This is a genomic window from Caldisphaera sp. (assembly GCF_046536515.1).
Lineage (GTDB): Archaea > Thermoproteota > Thermoprotei_A > Sulfolobales > Acidilobaceae > Caldisphaera.
The window spans coordinates 1-26724 of sequence record NZ_JAWDMQ010000019.1; the positions used below are offsets into that span (position 1 = coordinate 1).

General features: G+C 32.4%; 17 protein-coding genes, 1 pseudogene and 4 CRISPR repeat arrays. Of the genes and pseudogenes, 12 read left to right on the plus strand and 6 right to left on the minus strand.

Going from position 1 to position 26724, the window contains the following annotated elements; all coding sequences use genetic code 11:
• Positions 1-196 (plus strand): hypothetical protein (locus RXO53_RS04160; protein ID WP_410712999.1); only part of this gene is annotated, 196 nt, incomplete at its 5' end.
• A gap of 308 nt (positions 197-504) precedes the next feature.
• Here the strand turns inward: RXO53_RS04160 and cmr1 are convergent.
• The 4 genes and pseudogenes from cmr1 to cas6 all read right to left on the minus strand — a co-directional run bounded on the left by cmr1 (position 505) and on the right by cas6 (position 5658).
• Positions 505-1896, minus strand: coding sequence for a type III-B CRISPR module RAMP protein Cmr1 (gene cmr1, locus RXO53_RS04165; RefSeq protein WP_410713000.1), 1392 nt, complete (start codon positions 1894-1896; stop codon positions 505-507).
• A 292-nt stretch (positions 1897-2188) separates the two neighbouring features.
• Positions 2189-3878: a CRISPR direct-repeat array (repeat unit 24 nt; unit sequence GTTTTAGTTTCTTGTAGTTGTTAC).
• A 176-nt stretch (positions 3879-4054) separates the two neighbouring features.
• Positions 4055-4729 carry a CRISPR-associated protein gene (locus RXO53_RS04170; RefSeq protein ID WP_410713013.1) on the minus strand — a complete coding sequence of 225 codons (675 nt, stop codon included), beginning with the start codon at positions 4727-4729 and terminating at the stop codon, positions 4055-4057.
• Positions 4620-4841 (minus strand): annotated as a pseudogene (cas2, locus tag RXO53_RS04175) (CRISPR-associated endonuclease Cas2); the annotation flags it as partial. The gene RXO53_RS04170 and the pseudogene cas2, both read right to left, overlap by 110 nt.
• Positions 4816-5658 carry a CRISPR system precrRNA processing endoribonuclease RAMP protein Cas6 gene (cas6, locus tag RXO53_RS04180; protein WP_410713014.1) on the minus strand — a complete coding sequence of 281 codons (843 nt, stop codon included), beginning with the start codon at positions 5656-5658 and terminating at the stop codon, positions 4816-4818. The gene cas6 and the pseudogene cas2, both read right to left, overlap by 26 nt.
• Positions 5659-5760: 102 nt before the next feature.
• On the opposite strand from cas6, the gene RXO53_RS04185 reads away from it, so the two are divergent.
• The 4 genes from RXO53_RS04185 to RXO53_RS04200 are packed head-to-tail and all read left to right on the plus strand — an operon-like array spanning position 5761 to position 12252.
• On the plus strand, positions 5761-8340 hold the full coding sequence (locus RXO53_RS04185) for a CRISPR-associated protein (RefSeq protein ID WP_410713001.1): 2580 nt from the start codon (positions 5761-5763) through the stop codon (positions 8338-8340).
• Positions 8337-9452, plus strand: coding sequence for a type I-D CRISPR-associated protein Cas7/Csc2 (cas7d, locus tag RXO53_RS04190; protein ID WP_410713002.1), 1116 nt, complete (start codon positions 8337-8339; stop codon positions 9450-9452). The genes RXO53_RS04185 and cas7d overlap by 4 nt, the downstream gene beginning before the upstream one ends.
• A gap of 44 nt (positions 9453-9496) precedes the next feature.
• Positions 9497-10291 (plus strand): type I-D CRISPR-associated protein Csc1, encoded by a 795-nt coding sequence (locus RXO53_RS04195; protein ID WP_410713003.1) that lies wholly within the window; start codon positions 9497-9499, stop codon positions 10289-10291.
• Complete coding sequence (locus RXO53_RS04200; RefSeq protein ID WP_410713004.1) at positions 10270-12252, plus strand: DEAD/DEAH box helicase; 1983 nt, start codon at positions 10270-10272, stop codon at positions 12250-12252. Before RXO53_RS04195 ends, RXO53_RS04200 begins: the two co-directional genes overlap by 22 nt.
• A gap of 109 nt (positions 12253-12361) precedes the next feature.
• Here RXO53_RS04200 and cas1 read toward each other — a convergent pair whose 3' ends face one another.
• Together cas1 and csx1 are read right to left on the minus strand one after the other, a co-directional pair.
• Positions 12362-13270 (minus strand): CRISPR-associated endonuclease Cas1, encoded by a 909-nt coding sequence (cas1, locus tag RXO53_RS04205; protein ID WP_410713005.1) that lies wholly within the window; start codon positions 13268-13270, stop codon positions 12362-12364.
• A gap of 96 nt (positions 13271-13366) precedes the next feature.
• Positions 13367-14698 (minus strand): CRISPR-associated CARF protein Csx1, encoded by a 1332-nt coding sequence (gene csx1 / locus RXO53_RS04210; protein ID WP_410713006.1) that lies wholly within the window; start codon positions 14696-14698, stop codon positions 13367-13369.
• A 109-nt stretch (positions 14699-14807) separates the two neighbouring features.
• Positions 14808-15792: direct repeats of the CRISPR family, unit length 24 nt; unit sequence GTTTTAGTTTCTTGTAGTTGTTAC.
• A 73-nt stretch (positions 15793-15865) separates the two neighbouring features.
• Positions 15866-17585: a CRISPR direct-repeat array (repeat unit 24 nt; unit sequence GTTTTAGTTTCTTGTAGTTGTTAC).
• Between the two features lie 306 nt (positions 17586-17891).
• On the opposite strand from csx1, the gene cmr4 reads away from it, so the two are divergent.
• The 7 genes from cmr4 (at position 17892) to RXO53_RS04245 (ending at position 25325) form a co-directional block, all read left to right on the plus strand.
• Positions 17892-18863, plus strand: a complete 972-nt coding sequence (gene cmr4, locus RXO53_RS04215; RefSeq protein WP_410713007.1) for a type III-B CRISPR module RAMP protein Cmr4 — start codon at positions 17892-17894, stop codon at positions 18861-18863.
• Positions 18864-19037: 174 nt separating this feature from the next.
• Positions 19038-19970: an RAMP superfamily CRISPR-associated protein gene (locus tag RXO53_RS04220; protein WP_410713015.1), complete on the plus strand. Its 933-nt coding sequence runs from the start codon at positions 19038-19040 to the stop codon at positions 19968-19970.
• A 106-nt stretch (positions 19971-20076) separates the two neighbouring features.
• Positions 20077-20274 (plus strand): hypothetical protein, encoded by a 198-nt coding sequence (locus RXO53_RS04225; protein WP_410713008.1) that lies wholly within the window; start codon positions 20077-20079, stop codon positions 20272-20274.
• The gene (gene cmr5, locus RXO53_RS04230) at positions 20271-20702 is read left to right on the plus strand and encodes a type III-B CRISPR module-associated protein Cmr5 (protein WP_410713009.1); all 432 of its coding nucleotides are present in this window, start codon (positions 20271-20273) and stop codon (positions 20700-20702) included. Before RXO53_RS04225 ends, cmr5 begins: the two co-directional genes overlap by 4 nt.
• On the plus strand, positions 20699-21550 hold the full coding sequence (gene cmr6 / locus RXO53_RS04235; protein WP_410713010.1) for a type III-B CRISPR module RAMP protein Cmr6: 852 nt from the start codon (positions 20699-20701) through the stop codon (positions 21548-21550). The genes cmr5 and cmr6 overlap by 4 nt, the downstream gene beginning before the upstream one ends.
• Position 21551: 1 nt before the next feature.
• Positions 21552-24353 carry a type III-B CRISPR-associated protein Cas10/Cmr2 gene (gene cas10, locus RXO53_RS04240; protein ID WP_410713011.1) on the plus strand — a complete coding sequence of 934 codons (2802 nt, stop codon included), beginning with the start codon at positions 21552-21554 and terminating at the stop codon, positions 24351-24353.
• Positions 24354-24359: 6 nt separating this feature from the next.
• Positions 24360-25325, plus strand: a complete 966-nt coding sequence (locus RXO53_RS04245; RefSeq protein WP_410713012.1) for a hypothetical protein — start codon at positions 24360-24362, stop codon at positions 25323-25325.
• Between the two features lie 79 nt (positions 25326-25404).
• A CRISPR array of direct repeats spans positions 25405-26525; the repeat unit is 24 nt; unit sequence GTTTTAGTTTCTTGTAGTTGTTAC.
• The last annotated feature ends 199 nt before the right edge of the window (positions 26526-26724 follow it).

Sequence of the window (26724 nt, forward strand, 5' to 3'; positions counted from 1 at the left end):
CCTAGGCCTAATTATAAGAAGTTATGAAAGTAACAGTGTTTTTACTGATGTAATCTTAGATATGAAAACAACTTTAGATAATATTTATAGCAGTTTAGGGCAATTTATTGGTTCTCCTCAGGACATAACTAATCCAGATAATGGAATTGTTGAGCTGAAAGACTTAGCAAAAAACTTCTTGATGTATGGAAACTAGAGAATAAAAACAAAGAAATATGAGCTTTGTAAATTTAATGAAATTAATTTTGCTTTAAACAAAAAATTGAAGAATAAGAATTCTCTTAGCTCATAATATTATTGGCTATTTAACAAATAAAAAATTAGATATAAATGATATTATCAAGTATTTTTACTATTGATAAAGCTTAAATATAAGCTAAAAGCATATATACCGGGTTTTACAAGGTTAAGTTAAGCAGATTTTTGACTACAATAATAATCATTGCAACTTTTTAATAATTGGTTTTAGTTTCTTGTAGTTGTTACAACAAGATATAAAATGTATCATTGCTTATAATATTGAAGACATTGTTTATTAATATTTGATATTAGCTCATTCTTATATGATTCTATTAAATCTTTAGGATTTCCAAACGATAAATTATCCTTTCTTTTTGCTAAATTAACTTCTTGATCAATTAAAATTTTATTTTTAAAATAGGGATTGAAATTGGAGTTAGTTTTCATATTTAAGATATCTTGCACACCTACCAAGTGTATAGTATTTTTATTAAAGTGAATCCCCTTATGAACCAATCTTTTTGCCTCTTCTTCATTATCTTTGAGGGAAAGAAAAGGAATTACATAAATTTTATAAGAATTATTAAAGAAAACTGGAGAAATCACAAACATGGATTGCCTTCTAGGCTCTTTCAATTTCTTATCAATTAATTCAAAATAACCCATAAGTTTAAGTTCTTTTACTTGCTCGTCTTCTATTGGCAACTCATCTTTTTCTAAATTCATTTTGCTTTGATCTACCTTTATCTTGTTACCATCTTTTTTATATGATTCTGGTACTTTAGAATGCCTTGGTAATCCATAGATCCAAGTGTGTATAAACGGTCCTGGATCTCTAATATTAATATTATAAGAATTAACCTTTAAATAAGATTTAAGTACAGATCCTTGGATTATATCCAATATTTGACGTATATTACCAATAACGCAATTAATTTCAGTAATTGAGTCTGCACCTTCTTTTACAAGAGGCGCTAATGGAACTGCTGAATCAACCCATTGATTTGACTTATTACAATTTTCAACCTTCTTAAAGATTTCATAAAATTTGTTAAACACTCCTTTTACATCTCCTTTATTAACCTCATCACAAATACTTAATCCTTTACAATCTTTGGGATAAAATCTACCGAAACCTCTATTAGCACCTTTGCCTATTCCCAAAAAAGCTAAAGTTATTAAAACTCCATTGCTTATTATTTCATCATATTTGTTGCTCTTGTTAGGATTTCTATATATCTGCAAAGTAAATTCTTCAAGATCCTTGGGCTCGTAATCCTTTGATTTTTGTTTACTTTCTATTAATTTAATTCTTTGCAATTTACTATAGTCTAAACCGTTCTTAATCTTTGTGTTTTTTACTTTAAATGTATAAATTGATTTATTTTTAGTATTACCCAAATACATCGAAACCTTTGACTCCGCTTCTTTGTAACTTGTAAGATCACTTACACAAAACCTATTATATACGGTTCTTAAAAACCATCTTAACCTACCCAAGATTTCAGTCTCATTAACTTTATCTGAGGTACGACCCTCGTAATTACCTCCCCACCAAGGAGTAATGCCCTTAAAATTTATAGAAATTAATAAACTCTTTTCTTTAATTAATTTGTCTACCTTTTTATATACATCTGAATATATTTTTTCATTCATATAAACTCCTCCGAAACCTTCATTAATTTCATTAAATTGTAGGAAATAGTTACCTTAGTCTTAAAATTTATTTCGTTTAAAATATCAAATAAACATAAATACAAATTATTCCCCTATTTTATTTTAGTATGAGAGAGGTTAAAAATTAAACATAAACTATTTCCATCATTATGTTACTAATTTTTTTTATATTTTACATTATAATAAGGAAAAGTGAAGAGTTCTAAACCCTCTTTCTTTACTAATCCTATACACATTTTTAAAATATCATTGTTATTACTCTTCAGAAACTTATTTAGTTTCTTGTAGTTGTTACAAATAAAAGAATCCATTAAGCAGTATTCTGATTATGTTTTAGTTTCTTGTAGTTGTTACAATAATTACTGAAATGACTAAGAATTTGGATATATTGTTTTAGTTTCTTGTAGTTGTTACAATATATTAATTTTGCTTTCAGAGCAGTAGAAAAGTTTTAGTTTCTTGTAGTTGTTACATATTTACTACATACCCCTTGAATGGGGATATATAAGTTTTAGTTTCTTGTAGTTGTTACTACCCCCTCAACATGCCAATCACATATGGCAATAGGAGTTTTAGTTTCTTGTAGTTGTTACGCATTGCAACAATATTTAGAAAGAAATAAAGAAGATTGTTTTAGTTTCTTGTAGTTGTTACACCTCCAGCACTTCCCGTAAATTACCCAAGTGTAGTTTTAGTTTCTTGTAGTTGTTACAAATGGAAGAAAATATGGAAATAAAGCTTAGAATTCGTTTTAGTTTCTTGTAGTTGTTACATTGCATCTTTTGTGAGCTCGATGGTGCGCTCGGCTTGTTTTAGTTTCTTGTAGTTGTTACTAGCAAGATAGACAGTTTGGCCGAATCAATAAGGTTTTAGTTTCTTGTAGTTGTTACAGGAAAACAAAATGATTTTGATTTAAAACTTGAAAGTTTTAGTTTCTTGTAGTTGTTACATTAAATCATATGATTTAATAATAGACCATAGTCATTGTTTTAGTTTCTTGTAGTTGTTACACATGTCCTAACTGCCTAAAGAAAGTAGATATTCGTTTTAGTTTCTTGTAGTTGTTACCCCAATTTCTTTTATTGCCTCATTATCATTAGTATGGTTTTAGTTTCTTGTAGTTGTTACAATTTTGGTAAAAATATAATAATGAAACTTAAAGATAGTTTTAGTTTCTTGTAGTTGTTACCGGATAGACTCGTTAGCCGAAAGTTTAAGTTCTGAAATCGTTTTAGTTTCTTGTAGTTGTTACCTTTCACCTATGGGGCTTATGCCCCAACTTTATTAGTTTTAGTTTCTTGTAGTTGTTACAAGGACAAATATGAGTTAGGAAGATATATAGGCAGGTTTTAGTTTCTTGTAGTTGTTACCATTAGAACTTTAATTTCTTCTTCATAAATTTTTCCGTTTTAGTTTCTTGTAGTTGTTACTATGTCATACCAACCGGTGCTTTTTCTTTTAAAAGTTTTAGTTTCTTGTAGTTGTTACAATAATAGAACTGATAGGATACAATATCCATTTTTCGTTTTAGTTTCTTGTAGTTGTTACATAATATATGAGAGATAATGAAAATGTTGGGATTTTGTTTTAGTTTCTTGTAGTTGTTACATAAAAGGTAATTACCTATACATTGTTAAGCATATTGTTTTAGTTTCTTGTAGTTGTTACAATAACTGGAACAACAGGGTTTGAGACATTCACGAGTTTTAGTTTCTTGTAGTTGTTACAATGTTGAGAAAATGGATGAATTGGTATATAAAGTTTTAGTTTCTTGTAGTTGTTACAATGTTGAGAAAATGGATGAATTGGTATATAAAGTTTTAGTTTCTTGTAGTTGTTACCTATAATAAAAAAAAGCATAAGCTTTTCTTAGTCCACGTTTTAGTTTCTTGTAGTTGTTACTACTAAAAAACCTCCCTGTCCTATCTCTTTAATTTGTTTTAGTTTCTTGTAGTTGTTACCGATTCTTCACTTTTCATTTTATAAGTGATACTCCTCCCTAATAAATTTTTCTTAGCCTCCGAACGAGTCAAGGTGATTTATGGTCACTGAAATGAAACCCTATTTGAGCCTCATTGCAGTGACCTTCAGAGTCCTTGACTCGTTGGGTAAAAATTTGTTTTAAAAAATTAAAAAATTAAAAAAGCGGACAGATATTTCTATAAAGGCAGGAAGCACAATATGGATTCTTATTACCGTTTATATTACCTTTTATCACGTTAGCTAAAAGATTAACTATGTAACTAAGAAATTTCTCATTTGGTATAACCAGGTAGCCTAAATCGTTACCAGGAGTTACTGGAACTATCATGGTAGCACATGGTTTCCCATCTTCCATACACATATATGCATAAATAACTGCTCGGCCGAGCAAATGTCTTATATTACTTCTCGTTATAGTAAATTCAAAAACTACATTATCAATTATTGAGTCGGGAATTCCAACAATTCTAACCCATTCACTTGCATTAAGATAGATTTCCTTAGGTTTCCTTTCGCCTATAATTAAGTCTGCTTCTTTGGCCTCATATTGCATTCTTAAATCGCCAGAAGCCTTAGTTCCTTCTAAAAAGAACTTAGCTCTGAGCCCACAGATAAGTAAATCATCAAATATCCTCGCCGGCAAAGACAACCTGTATCTCGTAGGTCGATACCTTATTACTGGTGATAATAAGTGTTCTTGAGAAGTCAACGTTCTGGACTGGTATGATAGCCAATATGTCGCTTCCTTTAATAATTCCTTTAATTTTTTCTGATATAAAGAGGGCCCTATTCCATGATAATCTTCCTGCGTATGTTGATCTTGATATATATGATAGACCGTAACGCCGTAATAATCTCCGAACCTTTCCACGTATTTTTTCATCAGAAATGTCATATGAAACCACCAAATACATATTAGGTACCCTTCCTGTTATACTCATAGTTAAGCCTAACAAATCCAAATCCCGCTGTTCTCCCAGTACCTACACCCATCTCTGCAGCCTTAGCAAGCACTTTCGTTATCGTTTCTTTATCTTTTCTATTAATACTGTTTCTAATGAAATATTTTGCATACCCTATTACTCCAGGTAACCAATCTCCATCGTAATAGTACCACACTTTAGTAACGGTATTTAATACAGTATGCGACTCAACAAGGTTGGCAGAAATTCTCATTACTTCCTTCTTGAAGTTCCTTTCAAATATCTCATATACATTAACTGAAAAAACAAGTCCCGAATATGGAAGAAACCTTCTATATTTATCACCTATGTTTGAGAAAGGATCTCTAAAAAGAGAAGGCGTAATAAATGATATCTTCACAGCATTGAATTTATCTGGTACACTTGTATTAATAACTTCAAGACCCGATAAAGTAACTCTTACTTCAAATGTACCATAAGTTACTTTAGAACCCTTTGTTAACTCTATAAGGACCTTTGAAATCTCAGGCTCTAAAGAGCTATCATATCCTAAATAAAAGTAATTTTCCCCCTCTATAGATATAGGCTTTGGAGGTATTTTAGGAGTTCCAGATTCCTGACCAAATTGCTTAATAATTATTTTAGGATAAAGTACTTCCTCAGAACCATTTATTTCTTTCATAAGAGGCGTTATCCTTATTTGCTTAGGAAATCCCATTGCCTTTTCCTCAAATATAGGTTCGAGGTCCTTATTAAGAGCTATTAGTAATGTCTTTACAAACTTGGCCGTATAGTTCATAGTTATGAAAGGAGAGAGAATTACTTTGAGCTTCATCAATGGCAAGTGTACCACCTATTTAATACTTAGATACGCTCCCTAATGTATTTAATGAATATATAAATATCACGAAATAAAATATTATATTGGGGTCCAATTTTGACCCAAAATTATCAACAGCTTGTGAAGTTAATAGAAAATGCTATGAATTCTGTAACATTTGAACAAGCTGTTATGGAAGCAAAATATGAAACACCACAGTCTTTTATCTTCCACTCACTTTCCGTTGCTACATTAGCCTATGATATTTGTGAGGCCATTAAGGAAACATCTCCTGATAGTCTTAAAAGATTATCAGAACTCTATAAAGGTATAACACCTGAGGAGCTTTGCTTTTACGGTGGTTTCCTTCATGACTGGAATAAGCTTAAGTCTTTACAAATTGATAAGAGTGATGAAGAAGAAAAACTAAAAATAGCTAAAGAGGAAACAATGAAAATAGCTAAAGAATTACTTAAATATATAAAAGAAGATGAAAGGCTAATTGATGATATTGTTAATACATTTGCTTCATATGCTGAAGGCTCTCTAAATGATCGCAGCTACATGCCTGCCTGGGTTGCAATAAAGCTAGCAGACATGTTAATGATTAGTAATATACAAAGCATTAAAGACATACCATATTTTATGGAAAGCGAATCATATGAGAATGCAATCAAAACTCTTAATTCATATAAGCTAAAGCTTGATTATATTTCCTCAAGTTTTAGACTCTTTACATTGATAGCCTCAAGGAATATAATTGATGATCTCATAGAAAAAGGCTATAGACCTCTAATGTCATATAAAGATGGGGTTGTAATTCTTCGACCAGAAGATAAACCTTTTCTAAAACTTAGTGATATTTATAGAAGGCTAAGAGAAGAAGTATCTTTTGGTGGCTCGATAGACAATAAGAATGATTTAATAGATGACAGGTTTGAAAAAATAAAGAGGTGCTTGAATAGAGATATAATTAATGAAATAAACAACAATAAGGAAAAAGCAATTCAATATGACTTGAATGCCATACTTCTAACAAGAATTTGTAAGCCTTTTGAAGACGTTGTTGGTAGTCTTGATAACAGCATTAAGCTTGAGGTAGCAAAAAAAGTAATCAATGAACTTCAACCTATCGGCGTTATAATGTATTTTATTCATAGGTTCTCTTCAAAGGACGAAGACTACATTGCTAAGAAACTGGGCTTTTCCTCAAAGCCTACAAGTCGCCAATATATCTTAAAAATAGATGACACAAATAGTTGGCTTAAAAAGATTCTCATGGCATTGCAAGAAAGGTATAGCTCAAACTCTGAGGATCTTACTTTGAAGTATTATACAAAGTATTCATTTAGTGGAGATATCAAAGATGACCTAACATGGAATAACGATACACCAAAAGATTACTGCACTGTATGTGGACTTCCTATTTATTCCACGCCAACAAGGTTTGTACAATATGCTGAAGAGATCCGTGGTAAGGCTGAGATTTGGATTCCAAGGGAAAAAGCTTTGGATTATATAGATACTACAATAAAGCTATGGAGTGCCTGCCCTATTTGCATTTATGAAGCTAGGCAAATGAGGGACATTATAACACCACCATATCTAATTATAAGTTTTTATCCAGGTATACCAATAAGCCTACTTGATGTTTTAGACTTCAATAAACCCGAGCCTGAGACTTCCAGAATTGATGTCAACGAGAAATTCTATAATGTTTTCAAGATGTTTGGAGGCGATCTAACTACTACCCCAAGCCATAGAAAGCTTATGGTTGGATATCTTGGATCAAAAATAATAATAAGCATAGTATCATTAGGTCTATCGAAACAATCAAAAGAGACAAGGATAACTAAAACTTCACTTAACAAAATGCTTCATTATGCTCCATTTCTCTCTATAATCTTCCTCATAGCACCAGTGCGTATATCATCTGAAATATATGATGTGCCATTATATGGTAGCAATGTAATTTCCGTTTCTTCAAACTACAGCTACTCATTTTTAAAACCTGAAAATATAAGTAATGACTCAAGAAAACCTGGAGGAAATCTTAAAGTTATTTATCAATTACTTGCATACTCTGCAAAATATGAAGCATTAACTAATGTGACTGGAAAAATGGATTTAGATAATATGCTTAATAAGCTAGTTCAAGAATGGGATCTTTATGCTTCCGTCGACCCTGCACTAGGAGTCCTAAGCCTAGGATTGGGTCTTGGTACCCCAATCAGTTTTAATGAGGGCTCCTTTTTCTGGAATATTTCCCGAAGGGCATGGATTATTTTAGATGCAATGGGTAAGGTGAGTGGAATGGGTGATAGTTTAAAAGATAATATTTTTTCATTAGCATTTGTACTTAAAGAAGTGGTGGGAGAAGTGCCTAGCAAGTATGCAGTTATTGGATTTATAAGGGATGGGGTTGATACGTTTTTTAGGACATCATTCGCCCTGGAAAATAAGGACGATAGAGTAGAATTAGCTACTAATGCGGCTCTTGGATCTCTTGAAAATAAATATAGCTTAGATCAGAAAAACATCAATAAGGCATATTATGCACTCAAGAGCATTTTTGAAACACTTTACGACATAGAGAAGAAATCCGATAGGGGTCTAGCCATGTCTGTTGCTAATACAATTACTAATTGGATATATATTGCTTTATCTATTGTTAAGCCAGAAGGTGAAAAGAATTGAGTGCTGATAGTTCTAGCTTTGAGAAAGGGCTTAATTTAATCGCTAATATTCTTAATGAAAGAAATATCAATGAGCTTAAACCATACTTTGCTAACCTCGATCAACCAAACCAAGAAAACGCTGTTCCTAGGGGTAGAGTAGCCAATATATTCCTAATTCTAGTATCGGAAGGCGAACTGGTAATAAGACATGAAGGAGGAGAAGACATAAGTATAGCCAGATTAATGGATAATGGTTACCCAATAATTCTTCATGAAAAACTAGTATCAGCTTGGAGAAGAGAGACCTTAGAGATGCTTAGACATCACTACGATACTTATAAGGATAACGTCAATAAAATAAGAGGTAAAAACGATGAGTGGCATTGCTATTTAAGACCATTTCAAGGTGGTGGGAAAAGAACAGAACAAAAATCTGATGTAGAAAAACAAGAAAAATCAAAGGGTAAGAACGAAGAGTATATCGGCGGTCTTTGCGGGGAGTGCCCAAATTGTATGATCTTTGGCTATGCAGTAAAAGATGGAAACTACAACGTTAAAAGTAGGATAGAAGGGGATCTCTATTTCTCCACTTTACCAGAAAACAAAAGCGTAGTCGTGAGGACATTCAATGCAGTAGACGAGACTACACATACTACATACATACCTACTGGCGGTGAAAGAACAGGTGCACTCTTTAGACTCTCGTTGATCAAAGCGGGCACAATATTTGTAGGAAAGGTTGCCATCAAGGATCTATCACCAGCAGAATTCTTACTCTCATTATACTCGCTTGTTAATACAACAAGAATTGGAGGGGTAAAGAGCGACTTCGGTAAGATAAAAGTTATCATACCAGCAATTACCCTTTGTGAACATGAAGTATCCTCAGGCTACGATATATTTACAAAAGTCAAAGACAAAAATGATACTACAGAAGTTGTTAGAGCAATCAACAGTTACCTAAGTGAAAACTTTAAAAATTGCAAAGTTTATACTAATACAGATTTCACACCAAATATAAACAATGTTATTAAGAGTAACGAGAACGAAATAATAATAAATGCATGGGGAGATAGTACAAATTTCAAGAAAAGCATAGAGAAGTTCGTTAATGCTAAGCAAAGCCCGTGAGTACAATGAAGTTATTTAAGGCCTTTTTTGATCTTGAGGGAATTATGGCTTTCTCAAGTGAGATAAGACCTCTTATATTTGCCAATAATAGCATGGGCTCTTATATATCTACTTTGCCTTATATACATAACTATCCTATAATGTATGGTCTACTTGGAAAAAGCTCCGAGGCCTATGCTATTATTCCTTCATTGCACTATAACGAATATGAGTCAAGAAAACAAAAAACTGATAAGAAAGGGCTTATCTATAATTCAGTGAAATCGGTAATAGAAGACTTTATAAAAGACAAACAGGGGTCCTTTTATGTTTTCCCTTTAATGCCTGAAAGTCTAAATATATACTCGTTTCTTATGTCATCAGAGTCATGGAGTTATGCGCTACCTGTAAGAAATCGTCTGAAAAATGTTTTCCCAAGACTAACCAGCTATACAGCCTTTATGCCAGGAAGCAAGTTCTGGACTTATATAATTGTAAATAATAATCCACCAGGTCTTGCTAAAGGGTCTAGAGCCGCATGGATAAGAGTTGGGAAAAAGAGATGGGGCATTTTTAAGGTAAAATATGAAGAACTTAAAGCTGAAAAATGCATAAATCAAAATGAAAAGATGACCTCTATACCAGTTAATTTAGCTGATACTGAAAAGTTTGGGGTCGAAATTGTTTCCTCTTCTACTGTACTTAGAACTCCAAATATAAGTGAAGGCCCTATAGCATGGGCTAGCATTAAGGATTGCAGACTTATTAAAGTCCCAAATAAAAATAAGACTTTTGAAGATTTATGCCTTCCTCTACCAGCTGAGGTGATCAGTAAAATATGTCAAAATCAAGCGACTTAATCGAAAAATATTCCTTCATAGTTAAGGAAGCTAGTATAGAGTCCGGGGAAACCGAAATTAACGGTTTTAGGCTTAGGAAATTCCAAGAAGAGCTCTATGATTCGCTTGGTAAATATAAGAATGTACTTTTAAATGCTCCCACAGGCTCGGGTAAGACTTTCACATTAATTTTAGGCGCTATAAAAAGCGCAATTCAAGGATCTTACCCTCCAGTAGTCGGTATTTATCCATCTAAGGCACTTGTATATGACCAAGCAAGGAGTGTTAGGAAAACACTCAGAAACATGAATCTCAAAGAAAATAAAGATAATTCTCATATAGGATTGGGATGTGATCGTTTCGAAGGTACGATAAATATATGTAGACAAGGGACTTGCGAAAGCATCAATGTGCCAGTTAATACTTGTGTACTTACCAGTGAAGTTAAGGAGCTTCCTAGTGAGTTTACGCCAAGTAATGAAGTGACAATAGTATTTACTGTACCAGAATATCCATTCATGATACTAAGTGGAATGAAAAAGCAATACCTATTTTCAAAGGTAATAGAAACCTCAATAAATGAGAAAGACTTCTATAATGCCATTAAAAATGTCAAAGTCCATGTGCATAAAAACGACGCCAGACAATTACTTGACTACTTTGCTTTATTCTTTAACGGCTATTGGTTTATTGATGAATTTCATCTATACACAGGTATCTCAAGGGCTTCCTTAAAAACTCTAATCGAGATGAGGGATAATTATAATTCCAAAACAAGAGAAGTTAGAACTACTGTGTTTTCATCTGCAACGCCAGTTAATTTAAACTATGACAAATCTATAGAAGCAAACTATAGTGGCCAAGGTGATATAGTAAGAAAAAAGACACTTGTAAACTTTTTTGTTACCATAAGTAACCCTCAAGAAGCTTTATCTAAGTATATTAATGATAATCCTATTCCAAATGAGCCTAGAACTGCAATAATACTTGATAGAGTTTACTATATAACTAAGATCTGCGAGACCATAAACAATGGTACAGTAGTTTGGGGTCTTAATAAATCACATGGCGGTTGTAAAAAAATCTCCCAAGGGCTTGAGAATGAGAGACTTATAATAGGTGATCTTGCAATGTCTTATGGAATAGACCTAGACTTTGATCTCGGTTATATTCATGCTCATGATGCTGAAACATTAATACAGAGATTTGGTCGTATTGGAAGGCACGGAGTTGGTCAAGCAGAAGTGAATGTCTTTATTAAAGGCAATTTTTCTAAAGAAGAGTTAAAAAAGCTAAACAAAGAAATTAACTATAGGGATTTCTTGGAAATTATTAATAAAATTTATAGAAAAAGAATCGATGATGGGCTTGATAAGATATTTTTCTCTAAGATTCGCCATAATGCGTTAATAAAGGCTTTCTCTTTGATCTATGCATTGGCTCAGGGAGAATTCGTATATGATGAAACAAAGCAATGGTATGAGCTTATAGATAACGTAAAACTCAATACAAGACCATCGTTTGATGACATATTTTATGTCCTTGCATTTAGACCCGGAGGTCTTAAAGGCAAATGGTGCGATAGTGGAGAAGACGAGCTATTTACTATGCTGAGGAATTTCAGATATAATAGCGATAACGGATGTTTCAATTATGAACCTTTAAAGGAGGCTCCATTCTTGATTCCAAGAAATGACATTATAGAGAGGATTAAGAAAGCAAGCTGTGACCTTATGACATTTAATGACTTTGTTAAATTAGCACATCCATCACTTGTACTATTAAAACAAAATGTTGTTATACCACTTGATGAAATAAAAGATCTTAAAAGCTCATATGTAGTTCTACTTAAAAGAAATTGTGTCCAATGGGATAATTTCTCGGAAATGGCAGAACTTGTGGCAACGTATGAAAACGCACTTGTTATATATAGTAATCCTGAAAAAAATGGTGCAGCCTTGGCATTAGCAATTTTCATATAAATTTCCTATAGATAACCAACAATTTGTTATCAATGAAATGATCCATCAATTAGCATTACGTAGAACATAATGCTATAACATATTAAAAATCGCTTTCTTAATTTAGTTTTTAATCAGGTCTATATACGAATGGTTTAAAATCTACTGACTTAAGCAAATAATTTTTTACCTCATTAGCTTTACCATAAATCTCTCCTCTAACACTTCTCCTTCCCTTTGCCTTGCTATGAAGCAATTGATAAATATGCCTGGTTAGTTTTTGAGTATCTTCACCCTTAAGATAACCCTCTTTATCAAGACCAAGTCTTCCTCTTCTAGAGACCGCCATGACTGTATGAATTGCTACTGGCTTGAACATCTCAGAGAAATCATAGACTAAAGACGGCCTACCTGGTTGATCTATATGAAGTAGTCCAGCATATGGATCTAGGCCAGAGGCTATTATAGCATGATTGCAAAGTGCATATATTATAGAATATGTATAGTCTATGGCCCTATTTATTGGATCATCGTTTCTTGGTTTTCTTCCAATAAAGCCTTGAGGCATGAAATTCTTTAATATCTCCCATGCCTTTCTACTAAGCTCTGCCTCCTCTTGAATAAGTGACCTTGAATCTTTAGTTTCTATTGTAAAGTCAAAGGTATTAACACTAACACCATCTATGTGTGCAAAATATCTCGCTACATTTAACATACCCTTTATCTTCCCTTCTATGAATCTTTTTGCTAATAGAATCCTAGAGCCTTCATCAAGCATGTAGTATTTCTTCCTTACCATACTTACAGTATTTATAAAAGGGGTTACAAGAACTGAATCAGTTTTTTTGCTATGAATTAAAACAGGAACATTAATATAGGCTAAAAAATTTATTACATCAGAGCTCAACTCGACATTTGAACCCACTATTATTACAAGCTCAAGATCTAGTGAGGAAACCAGAGTTGAAGAATTCTTCCATGATATTAGCAGATCTGAGCCTTGCCTCTTTACAGAGGCATTCTTAATTATCAGTATCATATTCTACACTCAAGCACAAATTTAAGATGAAGCATATAAAATTTTTATATCATTTTTAATAAACATTTGAGATAGAACAAGCTATAAACTTATGGATTAGAAATTCATTAAAAGCTTCTCTGCAGTATCTTTGCCTCCCAAATAACTAAATATTAGCCTATTATCTTTTTCAATTTTAACGCATGTTACATTAATTTCGAGCCCTCCATGAGCTATTAGATCTCTTTTGTTTGTTAATTTTTCTGGAACTGTATTATATGGAGATTTTAAATCAAGCTTAACTTGGGTTCCCGGGGTGGGCTTATCCTCACATTGCTTTATTTTGCCTCTACTTCTGTTGACTTCATTTTTGATGAGTACCTCTGAGACATCGTTTGCATAAGCATCAGCTAAATTATTCAACTCTTCTTCACTTAACCCTTCCTGATTCCCTTTACTTACCTTAGATAAGCTCTCAAGGAGTGCATGCATTATATAAGCAGAAAAATGAAGATCGTAATCATACGTAACTATGCTATTATTAACATTTTTATTAACCTTTACATCCATAGATTCAATACCGGAAAGCTTATTTTCCAAATATTTCTTCTTCTCTTCTATAAAGTCTTTAAAATAGTTAAGCAAGAGAAACTGGCCGGCTTGTGCAGCCCGCGTAATTCTCATGAGCTTCTCTACTTCAATTCCATTTATCTTTCCGTAATAGTTTTCCTCAACGGAAAGGACTTGAGTTATAAGAGAATTAAACCCGTTTTTAGCCCTAACTATAATTCTTGACACTTCATTAACATGTAGTTCGGCATTGGTATCGTTTTTTCTTGGCTGATAAGGGTCTGAATTAAAGAACCTTAACTTTATACCATTACCAGATGTATTAGGTTTTACCAAAGCATTGACTGCTGTTATTACTGTATTGTAAACCATTACCTGCATGTAGTTAATACCATGAGTTAGATCTACATAAACCTCATCAAAGTCTTTGGATTCTTTAAGCCAGTTTATAAGCTTATAGTAAACATAATTAGGATATAGGTTTATACCCTCTTTTTTCTCATAGAATAAAACAGATTTATCATCTTCCATAGCAAATCTTCCAATTACTGGAGCAACTTCAATAGTAAGATCCTTACATTCATTAAGTTGTTCAATTACTTTATCATTTTTGTAATTTGATTTAAGTTTTTCTGCCTGATCTTTATATTTGCTGTTTTCCTTTAACATCTCGAGCGTAAATGGTATAAAAACTAGAACCCTATCTGGATTGAAAGCTTCGCAAAGAGCCTTTGTTGATGTGTAGGATTTAAAACTATTTTGATTCTCTTTATCATTTGATTTACTTGATTTTTCAGAAGGTTTTTCTGAGACAAGATATGTTACCTCTTTGTAATTTTTGAAATTGCCCATCGCAGAAATAAGCAGTTTCTCACCCATGAATTAACACCCTCACAATAACTCGCAATAATCCCTCTTAAAATTTTGCTATTCTATCCTTTTAAGTATTTCCATTAAATCCTTAAAATTTTGCTTGAAATTTATTATAGTTTTAGTTTCTTGTAGTTGTTACGTTCTATGATTCTTTGGAAGTCTCCTGAGGTTCTCGTTTTAGTTTCTTGTAGTTGTTACCAAAGAGGAAGAGGGGAGTATATACGTTTATTTGGAAGTTTTAGTTTCTTGTAGTTGTTACCCACCCCTTCACAGGGGTGAAAATCACTATAATAATCGTTTTAGTTTCTTGTAGTTGTTACTATCATAGTATCATTATCTTTATATTTTCTGTTATAGTTTTAGTTTCTTGTAGTTGTTACTTTTAGTAAGCGATGGGGACTTCGAGTATTTCGTAGTTTTAGTTTCTTGTAGTTGTTACATATACCCATAACACCAAGATTACCAGTTTTCAAAGAGTTTTAGTTTCTTGTAGTTGTTACTTGACAAATATTCAAGATATTCAGCATCTTCATTAGTTTTAGTTTCTTGTAGTTGTTACGTGTTTGACATGAGTAAGAGAAAAGAGTCGGGGGAGTTTTAGTTTCTTGTAGTTGTTACAATATTATAATAACTTATATGCAGTAGTTCATACGCGTTTTAGTTTCTTGTAGTTGTTACAAAGGTGTCCAACAATGAAGGTAGTATCATTTAAATGTTTTAGTTTCTTGTAGTTGTTACTCCACATTTTCCATATTTATGCACCTTTAGGGGGATAGTTTTAGTTTCTTGTAGTTGTTACTTGGGTAAAGCTAAGTCAAGGGGTTTAGATGTAGAGTTTTAGTTTCTTGTAGTTGTTACTTATAGTGCTACAGTAATAGATTTTATTAGAAAATATGTTTTAGTTTCTTGTAGTTGTTACGGTCTCCATATGATGTATACCAAGTTTTAAAAAAGGTTTTAGTTTCTTGTAGTTGTTACTTGAGGCATTTTTTAGAATGCCCGAAAATATTGATTTGTTTTAGTTTCTTGTAGTTGTTACGAATTAGATTTTGATTTTGACTTTGAAAAGCCATTAGTTTTAGTTTCTTGTAGTTGTTACTATAGCATAAAAGTGTTTTAGTTTCTTGTAGTTGTTACGAATTAGATTTTGATTTTGACTTTGAAAAGCCATTAGTTTTAGTTTCTTGTAGTTGTTACTATAGCATAAAAGTCCAAAATGAAGCATCCTATAAATTTTGTTTTAGTTTCTTGTAGTTGTTACAAAATGGAAGAATCTGATACAATAGTTGTAGTGCGTTTTAGTTTCTTGTAGTTGTTACCTTGATAAAATAAGAAAAGCTGGAATAGAATACGTGTTTTAGTTTCTTGTAGTTGTTACTCGTCTTTATCTGGCACTACATCGCTATCTAAAAAGGTTTTAGTTTCTTGTAGTTGTTACGGCGGTACCGCAGGACAAACAGGTATAGCCACCACCAGTTTTAGTTTCTTGTAGTTGTTACCTTTGGACCATTATACCTAATTGTTTTGTATGTAGATATGTTTTAGTTTCTTGTAGTTGTTACTTTACTCTATTAATTATTTCTCTTTTCCTAAGTGGGGTTTTAGTTTCTTGTAGTTGTTACTTCCTGTAAATTCTTCGCAAGTGCATGACTCTCTGAGTTTTAGTTTCTTGTAGTTGTTACTGCTTCTTTTATAAAAATTAGTGATATTAAATTCGCGGTTTTAGTTTCTTGTAGTTGTTACACCAGATACAGCAAAATTGACTCACTTACTGAATCCATGTTTTAGTTTCTTGTAGTTGTTACAATACTGGTGTACCTGTTGCTAAAGCCTCAAGTATAACTAGTTTTAGTTTCTTGTAGTTGTTACCTGGATGTTGCAGGGAGTGGTGATACTTCTTGGATAATGTTTTAGTTTCTTGTAGTTGTTACTCATATACTCCTACAAGGAAGAAGAAAAGGAGGAAAGTTTTAGTTTCTTGTAGTTGTTACAATTTTAAATAACGAAGAGCATTTATTTTTTATAAAGTTTTAGTTTCTTGTAGTTGTTACGAAGAGTTTAAAGGAAAGGGGCTTATAATGGATAGAGTTTTAGTTTCTTGTAGTTGTTACTAGTTTTTTTCGCCTTTAATTCTTCGCCCATAATTGTTTTAGTTTCTTGTAGTTGTTACAGTAATGTTTAGTGTTTGTCCATTTGCTAAGCTTATGTTTTAGTTTCTTGTAGTTGTTACTCCATGTTGATGGTGTTATACCCCATGGTGTTGAAAGTTTTAGTTTCTTGTAGTTGTTACGGTGAGAATTTAGAGTTATGTCCTAATGATATTCCGTTTTAGTTTCTTGTAGTTGTTACTTATAGTGCAAAGCCTATAATAAGGAAAAATCCTAGTTTTAGTTTCTTGTAGTTGTTACAGACTTTTTTGTCATCAAAAGAATAATAATAATTTAGGTTTTAGTTTCTTGTAGTTGTTACAATGATATTGAAGAGCCTTACTTTAAGTGGGAGCTTGTTTTAGTTTCTTGTAGTTGTTACATACTCATATTAGCGTTATTAAATATAGTAGCAGATGGTTTTAGTTTCTTGTAGTTGTTACTAATCCATGAATTAATCCCAATTAAATTTATATTAGATGTTTTAGTTTCTTGTAGTTGTTACTATTAAACGCCGACTGCAGTACTTACCAAGTTGTTTTGTTTTAGTTTCTTGTAGTTGTTACTACTTTGCAAAAGTTTAGTGCTTGTAATCAATTAAGTTTTAGTTTCTTGTAGTTGTTACATTTTATAATAATATAATTGATACTTTAAAGGCATTAATGTTTTAGTTTCTTGTAGTTGTTACTCCATCAAGCCAACTCTTATTCCTCTTGATGCTAGTTTTAGTTTCTTGTAGTTGTTACCGATCCTTCACTTTTCATTTTATAAGTGATACTCCTCCCTAATAAATTTTTCTTAGCCTCCGAACGAGTCAAGGTGAGTTATGGTAACTGAAATGAAACCCTATTTGAGCCTCATTGCAGTGACCTTCAGAGTCCTTGACTCGTTGGGTAAAATTTTGTTTTAAAAAATTAAAAAATAATTAAGTTTAATGCTAATAAAAGTCTAGATGCTAGTTTCAGAATTCATTTAAAACATTATTAATTAAAAGCAGGCTAAATTGAATAGATTTAAATACTTTGGTTATTCAAATATAAAAGAGGATATCATTGAAAGGATTTCCGCTTCTTATTTATGCGATAACCCCTGTTTATGTTGGTATGGGTAGGTCTAGTGGGATTGTCGATCTTCCCATACAAAGAGATCCTCTTGGTTTTCCTATAATTTTCTCCTCATCATTCAAAGGAGCACTAAAACAATGGTGTGGCACTAAGTCCGATAATTCTAAAGATAAGTCTAACAAATATGATAAATATGGAAGGCTTAACTGTAACGATCAAGAAATAAAGAATTGTTGCTGTCTTTTTGGAGGCGAAAGTATAGGAAGCGATGAAAATGCGGAAGCAAACAATGAAAAGAAGCAAGTTCAAGAAACAGCCTCTATAATTAGTTTAAGCGATTTTTATCCACTTGTTATACCTGTTCCTAGTCTTGACAAAGGCTATGTCTATTTAACATCAAAGTATTTAATTGACACGTTATTCGAGCTTTTTAGTTCTGTTGAATACGAAAATGGGAAAAATTGGATTAATCAATTCAATAAAAATAATAACCCTAATGGTTCTGTAACCATAGGATCTGATATGGAAGGAATCCCTTATCTTAAATTTCAAGACTCCAATTTTGAAAAAGAAATCACTAATCTTGGTAAGTTAGCTGAAAGACTAAAAGATGGAATAGCATATGAGACTGACGACTTAAAGGCTGTATTTGAGATAGAGAAAGGTATAATAAAGTACACTAGAAACAAAATAAACCTAGAAAATGGCACAGTATCAGATAATGCTCTCTGGACTGAAGAATACTTACCTCGCGGTACTATACTTGCAGGCATAGTTTTCTTCAACGTACCTAGGAAAAACAAATATTGCGAGAATGGCGAAATTATTGACGAAAATAAAGCCGAATCAAAATTTAAAGAAGTCTTTGGCGAGAAAGAGTTTTACCTTAACGTTGGTGGAAAAGAGACTATAGGAAGAGGCCTAGTCAAAGTAAAGGTCTTGTATACAGATAAGAGGTGAAGACATACGAGTACCGTAGAGGTAGAAAAGAGGGTTAATGATATAGTTGAAAATAAACTCAATAATAATTTAGTTTTTGAAGGTATTTTTAAAGCATTTACTCCGTGGTGGGGAGGTAATGAGTTTGGTTATACCTTTTATCCAACTGCTCACTACCCAGAAGCCAAGGAAATAATAGGTAAGACCAAGTGGACTATAAGAACCCTGTGTGGATGTGTACCGGAATTCTTTGGGTCCACTAATGATAATAAGAATGCCATCGCCTCTAAGATAAAAGTTTTGATACTTCCCGAAGACCCTAAAAGTAGAGATCCTAAAGACCCTAAAGTTGAAAAGCTAAAATACTTCACGAAAATACCTCAACAGCTAAAATTTAGCAAAGATAAAAAATTCGATTATAATATTGATGATGAGGGGTTCTATAAGCTATTAACAATACCTAGGTTTTACCTTAAAGCCCTAAGTAATGAAATACCTCCAGAAGAGCTCGTGAATTATCAACCAATGAAACCTGAATTAAAAATAAGGGTGAAAATATATGTCAGGAATTATGACAATAATGAATATATAAGATCAGCAGCACTTTTTCTAAAGGCCATGCTTGTAACTATGAAATATCTAGGAATTGGCAGCGCATCTAATAGGGGCTTCGGCAGATTCAAGCTTGAGTCTATAGTTAAGTTCAATCCAAAGCTAAAAGATTACATAATTAAAGGCTTCAGCAAAGAATGCCTAAATATGTGTAAAGAAAGTTGTAAGAATTCTGAAAGCAGTTCTTTTCCTATATTTCCAGAAGCTGAAAAAATTAAATTTAACGTCAGTAGTGAAATCAATAATGTAACAATAGATACTTACATAGATCCTAAGGATATTAAGCTTATTAGATTTGTTAAGCCAGTTAATTCCAGAAGAGTGAAAATTAAAAATTTTAATTGCTATAATGTTGAAGCTAAAGATATAGAGGGCGTATTAGCAGCCATAGGTCTTGCTACGCTTAAGCTAACTTGGAAGTCAGAGCGTATGTGCAAGGAAAAAAGGATAATCGGAGGTAGAGGTTATCACACATGGCCGCTAGGGCTTCCCAGATCCAAATCTAAAAAAAAATGAAAAGAAAAATGGTTATTTAGTTAAGGTTATCAATAAACAATTTGATATTGGAAGAAGGCAATCTTACATAATTATTTCTCCTACGGAAGACCTTGGAGTATACTTGTTGCCATTTTATGCTGATGATTATAGACCAATAATGCATATAGGTTACAAAAAAGAAGAAGTCAAAGATATTGAACCAGTATATCCCAAAAATTGTAATAATCCCAATAAAAAGAAGGATAATCTTACGACTAAAGACTTTATTGACATAACCATGGATTGGCTTGAAGCTATACTAAGAGGTGATTTAAGATCATGACAAATAATGAGAAAAAAGACTACATACAATTCGCTATTGATTATGGAAAGAAGCTCGATAATAGGCTTAAAAATGAAAATAAGTGTCAAAAAATAGATGCATTTAAAAATAGGGCTAAAGACTTTCCATCACTAGTAGTTCAAGAAGGTCTTGTGCCGGCTCTTACATTTTACTATGCCAAGGCTGAGGGAAAAATCGATGATATTAGTAAAATTAGCTGTGACGAGCTAAGTAATGAAGGTAGGGGTTATTCAGCATATATGGGCTTTCTTATGGATGCCCTAAGGAACTTCGCTTCCCTCAAATGCGAAAATGCATTAAGCTGTATAGAAGAGGTTAGAAAGAACGAGCTCATAATCACGAATAAAATATTGCCTGTTTTAATTGAGATGAAAAAAATATCTAGCATTGTTGGTGGACAAAAATGAGTATAACAAATCAAAATCCTAATAATTTCTGCAATAAATACAAAAACTTCGGCCTAGCATGTCTAAGAAAATTCATAGATGATTATTTGAAATCAGCTAAAGACACGTCAGAAATTAACTCAACAACTATATCAAAAATAAGAAAAGAGATAATCAAAGAAGCTGAAAATAAAAGCTTCAACCTAAGCCTAACAAAAGCCGTTATGGAAGAAACAAAGAATGCCCTTTTAGCACTTGACTACGATGTTATTGACGTTACTGCAAGGCTTGACTATAAAGCTATAAGTGGTATGTCTGAAGGCTTATTCCATCTCATATTTGAGGTAGGCCTGAATTATGATGAACTTCTAGATGTGCCCTATATACCTGGGTCAACAATAAAGGGTATAATGAGAAGCAGACTTTATGAACTTACCAAAAATAAAGGTGAAGAGCTTTTTGGACCTTTAAACAATATTGGAAAAGATAATGCGTGGAAAGGGAAGATTGTTGTAAGCGATGCCTATCCGATTCCAAATAATAAGAATAATAATAGCGAGGAAACTAAGCTCTTAACCGGCGATATATTAAACCCTCATTACTATAAAAATAATGAGGCAGTCAAATCAGAATATGAAGTTATGCCGACGCCAATTATACACATATCCATAAGAGATAATGTAAAGTTTAGGTTTCTGATAGGTATAGAAAAGAATGCAAACCCTGGAGAGGCTGGAAAAATACTTAATGTAAAAAGCGCTAAAGAACTTGTTATGATTTTATTATTATACTCATTGAAAACAGGCATGGGAGCAAGATCAACTAAAGGATATGGCTTTTTTGAAGTTGAGGATTTTTTGGTGATGTAGCATGGATGATGAAATATTTAAGGTTAAGGCTCTTGCTCTACTCCATGATCCGCCATGGAAGCCTTGGAGCATAAGTAATAGTATTGAAGGAGGAGATAAAAATAAGGGAAGAGCACTTGATGATGATTTTCTAAATAAAGTTAATGATTTTCTAAAGGAAAAAATTAAATACTACGAAGAAGGGAATGAGAGGCACGAAAAAGAAGCATTAACCTTCGCAAGAATACTCGGTTTAGAAGATCAATTAATAAAAAAATACTTCAATAATGTAATAAAAAAATCTGATATTTTTTCTGCTTCACTAGATAGATACGCCTTATCACTATCTAAAGAATCGCAAAAAGAACAATTTCCAAAAAAACAGAGCAAAAAGTATAACATATTTAACATAAATCACCTAATGCCTTTAAAATCTGATATAGAGAAGAATTGCATACAAAACTATGTTGAATTCATGTTATACGTTCTCAATAATCCAAAAAATAAGCTAAGCTGGGATCTAAAATATAATGCACTCTATGCCCTCCTAGAAGTTGTTTGGTATCATTTTTGTAATGATTATTACCCATTGGCAGATACAAGGGTCAATACGTATTCTGTGTTTGACCACCTTTATGCAACTGCCTCTATGGTAAATTGGTATATAGATGGCGATCTAACCGGTTATCTTGTAAAGATTGACCTGCCATCTATTCAAGAGGTCATAGCTAGAGGAAGAAAGGCATGGGATTTCTGGGGAGGAAGCTATCTGCTCTCATGGCTTTCATATGAAACTATAAAGCCACTTATATGGAAATTTGGCGTTGATATAGTATTATCTCCTTTCATGGGTTTAAATCCATTTTTCATACACGACCTGTTTAATAGAGCTAAAGAAAACAATAATATATTCCGAAAGAAGAAAATATGGGTAGAGAATAAAGAAGAAGACCTTTACTGGGAGTTTAATGAGCTTATGTTTAATCCCACCCAACCTATCATGCCAGCTACAGTACTTTTAGCACTACCAAAAAGTGCCGGTAAGGATAAAGAAGAAGTTAAAGATCTCATAAAGAAAAACTATAAGGAAGCTTGGGATTATATAGTAAATAATATAGTAAATAAAATTGCTGAAAATACCAATGAATCCAAAATATCTTCAGAAAACAGTTCAAATTTAAAAAATCTCCTAGATAATCCCATAACTCCAGCAAGAATTAAAGTAATTGATATAGGTGAGGCCCTAAGTAAAAGTGAGCTATCTTCTGAAAACCTTAACATATTTAAGTTTATGTACCTGCTAGAACTTGCCAATGAAGATGAAACACCAACAAAAGTATCATACGGAGTTACAGCAGCTCAATTAGCTTATAGCCTTTCCATTAAGAAATATGAAAACAAAGAATTCAACCACCATTGCTCATCATGTGGTATTTTGCCCGCTGTCATTGATAATGATAAAGATCTTGAAGAAGGAGAAAGACTTTGTCAGTATTGTTATTTGAAGAGAAAGATTCGCAAATATATTAAGGAAATTTACAAAATCCACATAATCCCATCAACTATTGATATAGCCAACATTTACAATTGGAGGAAGATATTTAATAATAAAGAAGAAGTCAATAAGCTAACAAATGAAATACCTAAAGATGAGGAAAGTAAGGGTATTGAACAGGAAAGTAAGGGTATTGAACTACCTGAATCCCTTAGATTAACCAATGATTATAAAGCCATAAGTGATAAAGAATCATATGCAAAATATGCAAAGCTTTTCTATTACTATACTACTGAAAAAAGGCTAATGCTTGATAAATTGAATGACCGCTCCCTTAATGGTGAGGAAATATATTATGCTATAGTTAGAGGTGATGGAGATAACGTAGGTAAAAAATTGCTCAAGGGTATCATTAAGGCTAAAAGTTTTAAGGATTATGTGAAGGAGGTATTTAATCTAACCATAGACGACGAAACTATAAATGAGATTAATGGAAAAATTAGGGATTTAACTAATGCAAAGCCTGATAATAGTGAAATACAAATACCAGTTACCCCAGATTATCTCATAACCCTCTCGAGAAGTCTCATGGTGGTAGCATTAAATGATGCTTTAACAGTTTCAAAAGACGGCTTCTTAATATACGCTGGGGGTGATGATATAGCCTTCCTGGCTCCTATTAGTAAAATGGCAGCCTTTGATTTAGTAATGAGGACTAGGTCAAATTACTGGGGGTTAAATATGAAAGGCGATAAAGATTATAAAGAATTATACAATGCTGAATCTCATGGATTGATCGGCTTTATCAAACTTGGAAATATGATCTTTGATGCACCTGCTGCATATGGAAGAAGTTATGGGGTTTATATAACTCATTATAGAGACCCATTCTTCTATTCATGGGAGATAGCAGGGAAACTTGAAGAAATGAAAGAGAATAGCAAAGAGAAAGATATAACAGTAATTTTTGGAGGAAGAGGAAAATTTGATAAAAGCGAAACAGCAATTCTAAATAATTCCGAACTATATGATGTAAAACATCTTTACAATGAAATTAAAATAAAGAGAGAACTTAGTAAATCATTTATAAAAGATTTGCTAAGGGACGAACTTGTTGAAAAGTGCTCAAAAGAAATAGACTGCGATGAACTTTTAGCGAAAATATTTAATTATTACATAGGTAGGAATTGGATGAACAACGAAGAAAATAATAATGATAACACGCAAATAGTCAATTATGAAAAATTAAGCAAAATGAATATTAAAAATTACTTAAATGCAGTTAAGGCTGTTGATTACTTCGATGATATGTTCACAAATGTGAGGTGATAATGCTTGGCTTTTTATCTGTTGAAACCGCTTAAACCTTTTTCATTTAGATGGACAGGTGAGTTTTCTCCTTCTACTAGCGGGCCTATGAATAAGGGTATATCTGAGCCCTTACCATTGCCAAGCACTATAGCCGGATTTCTTTACTCCATAAACAAAAAATGGGGGTCAAGCAAAAATTTGGAAAATCTCAAAATTGATGAAGATCTCAAAACTTTAGCATCAGGAATTTGGGGCCCCCTACTATATGATGGTATGAACTACTATGCTCACAAGTATCCTGGGGGATTAATTCAGTTGAAAATGAATAATAGTTTGTATATTGATAAACCTCAAGTTAATCTAGAAAAAAACGATGTTGGAGAAAAATTGGAAGCACTAAGTGAAAAAGGTGTTATTAATGTAATTAATAGAATAGGAATAGGACTTATGTACAATTCTAAAACGGTAAAAGAGGGCTTGCTTTATTCCCAAAGCCTTATAAAGCTCAAGAATGGAGGAATAATATTTAAAGCAAATTCTGATGTCAATGAAGGCTTCTATACCATGGGAGGCGAAGGTAGCATAATAGAGCTGAAGAAATGTAAGGAATGCGAAGAAATAATATCAGGCAAAGGTGACTATGGTTTAGTAATCTCGCCAATCATTTTAAAACCTCGTGAAAATGTAACAAGTATTATTGATGACTTTTACGAACTTAATATTGAGGGTTGCGGCAAACTCAGCGATTTAAGAGTTAATATTCCGGTAAATGCAAATAATAAAGAGAAATCACTCAAAAAATATTTTAGGCCTCAAATTAAATTAGGGCTCATAAGCCTCGGATTTAATATTACCTACAATGTTATAAGACCAATATACCTTGCTATAATGCCTGGATCAATAATTAATTGTAAGGAAATGGGCAATGTCGGTTTATTTAAAGAGGTAGGCTGGGGCTCAATTTTACCCATAAAGATAAATATTACATAACTTATTGGTAATTTCCGATACATTTAGTTCTTTAATTTTTTATATCTTTTTTCTATTTCCTTATCATTTTCATAAATTTGTTTTAGTTTCTTGTAGTTGTTACTATTAAGACTTAAAAATATAGTATAAAGTGGTGAGTTGTTTTAGTTTCTTGTAGTTGTTACATTAAAAGAATATGTTGGTAATAGAAGTGGAGGTAGTTTTAGTTTCTTGTAGTTGTTACATGTACCAGTATGTACATTAATGAATTTATCAAAAGTTTTAGTTTCTTGTAGTTGTTACATTTTGAGCAAAAAGGACTTCCTTTACCACCATTTGTTTTAGTTTCTTGTAGTTGTTACTTTTAAGTATGATTCAATAGAAACTAGAAAACTAGTTTTAGTTTCTTGTAGTTGTTACATGATATTATTGTTGATTGTGCTATTGGATATGCAGATAGTTTTAGTTTCTTGTAGTTGTTACGTTGATTTTGGAACGTCCATTGAAGATAAGGATAAAGTTTTAGTTTCTTGTAGTTGTTACCTGAACAGGATCCATTAAGTCAGCATCCATCAAGCCGTTTTAGTTTCTTGTAGTTGTTACAACAAAATACATAATATAAACATAAACAAAAAAGAAATAATGTTTTAGTTTCTTGTAGTTGTTACAATGACGATCCATTCTGTGATGTTGTTAATACGCTGTATGTTTTAGTTTCTTGTAGTTGTTACATATTAGCATTATTAATTATATTAGCTGCTTGTGTAAGTTTTAGTTTCTTGTAGTTGTTACATTTTGCTAGACTGGTCATATAGTATTAAAACAGCTGTTTTAGTTTCTTGTAGTTGTTACACAAGCAATTTATAACTGAAGAACTTAAGCCAGCTGTTGTTTTAGTTTCTTGTAGTTGTTACTTTCTATACATCTTAACTATATGTAGTCTAAAATTGTGGTTTTAGTTTCTTGTAGTTGTTACATATTAGCATTATTAATTATATTAGCTGCTTGTGTAAGTTTTAGTTTCTTGTAGTTGTTACATTTTGCTAGACTGGTCATATAGTATTAAAACAGCTGTTTTAGTTTCTTGTAGTTGTTACACAAGCAATTTATAACTGAAGAACTTAAGCCAGCTGTTGTTTTAGTTTCTTGTAGTTGTTACTTTCTATACATCTTAACTATATGTAGTCTAAAATTGTGGTTTTAGTTTCTTGTAGTTGTTACCGATCCTTCACTTTTCATTTTATAAGTGATACTCCTCCCTAATAAATTTTTCTTAGCCTCCGAACGAGTCAAGGTGAGTTATGGTCACTGAAATGAAACCCTATTTGAGCCTCATTGCAGTGACCTTCAGAGTCCTTGACTCGTTGGGTAAAAATTTGTTTTAAAAAATTAAAAAATTCGTAATACGGACTGATTAAAT

Bases quoted from the DNA above. Each gene is read 5' to 3' on its own strand.
- cmr1 (WP_410713000.1), bottom strand. From the start codon at position 1,896: ATGAATGAAAAAATATATTCAGATGTATATAAAAAGGTAGACAAATTA.
- cas6 (WP_410713014.1), bottom strand. From the start codon at position 5,658: ATGAAGCTCAAAGTAATTCTCTCTCCTTTCATAACTATGAACTATACG.
- RXO53_RS04195 (WP_410713003.1), top strand. From the start codon at position 9,497: ATGGCTTTCTCAAGTGAGATAAGACCTCTTATATTTGCCAATAATAGC.
- RXO53_RS04200 (WP_410713004.1), top strand. From the start codon at position 10,270: ATGTCAAAATCAAGCGACTTAATCGAAAAATATTCCTTCATAGTTAAG.
- cas1 (WP_410713005.1), bottom strand. From the start codon at position 13,270: ATGATACTGATAATTAAGAATGCCTCTGTAAAGAGGCAAGGCTCAGAT.
- csx1 (WP_410713006.1), bottom strand. From the start codon at position 14,698: ATGGGTGAGAAACTGCTTATTTCTGCGATGGGCAATTTCAAAAATTAC.
- cmr5 (WP_410713009.1), top strand. From the start codon at position 20,271: ATGACAAATAATGAGAAAAAAGACTACATACAATTCGCTATTGATTAT.
- cmr6 (WP_410713010.1), top strand. From the start codon at position 20,699: ATGAGTATAACAAATCAAAATCCTAATAATTTCTGCAATAAATACAAA.
- cas10 (WP_410713011.1), top strand. From the start codon at position 21,552: ATGGATGATGAAATATTTAAGGTTAAGGCTCTTGCTCTACTCCATGAT.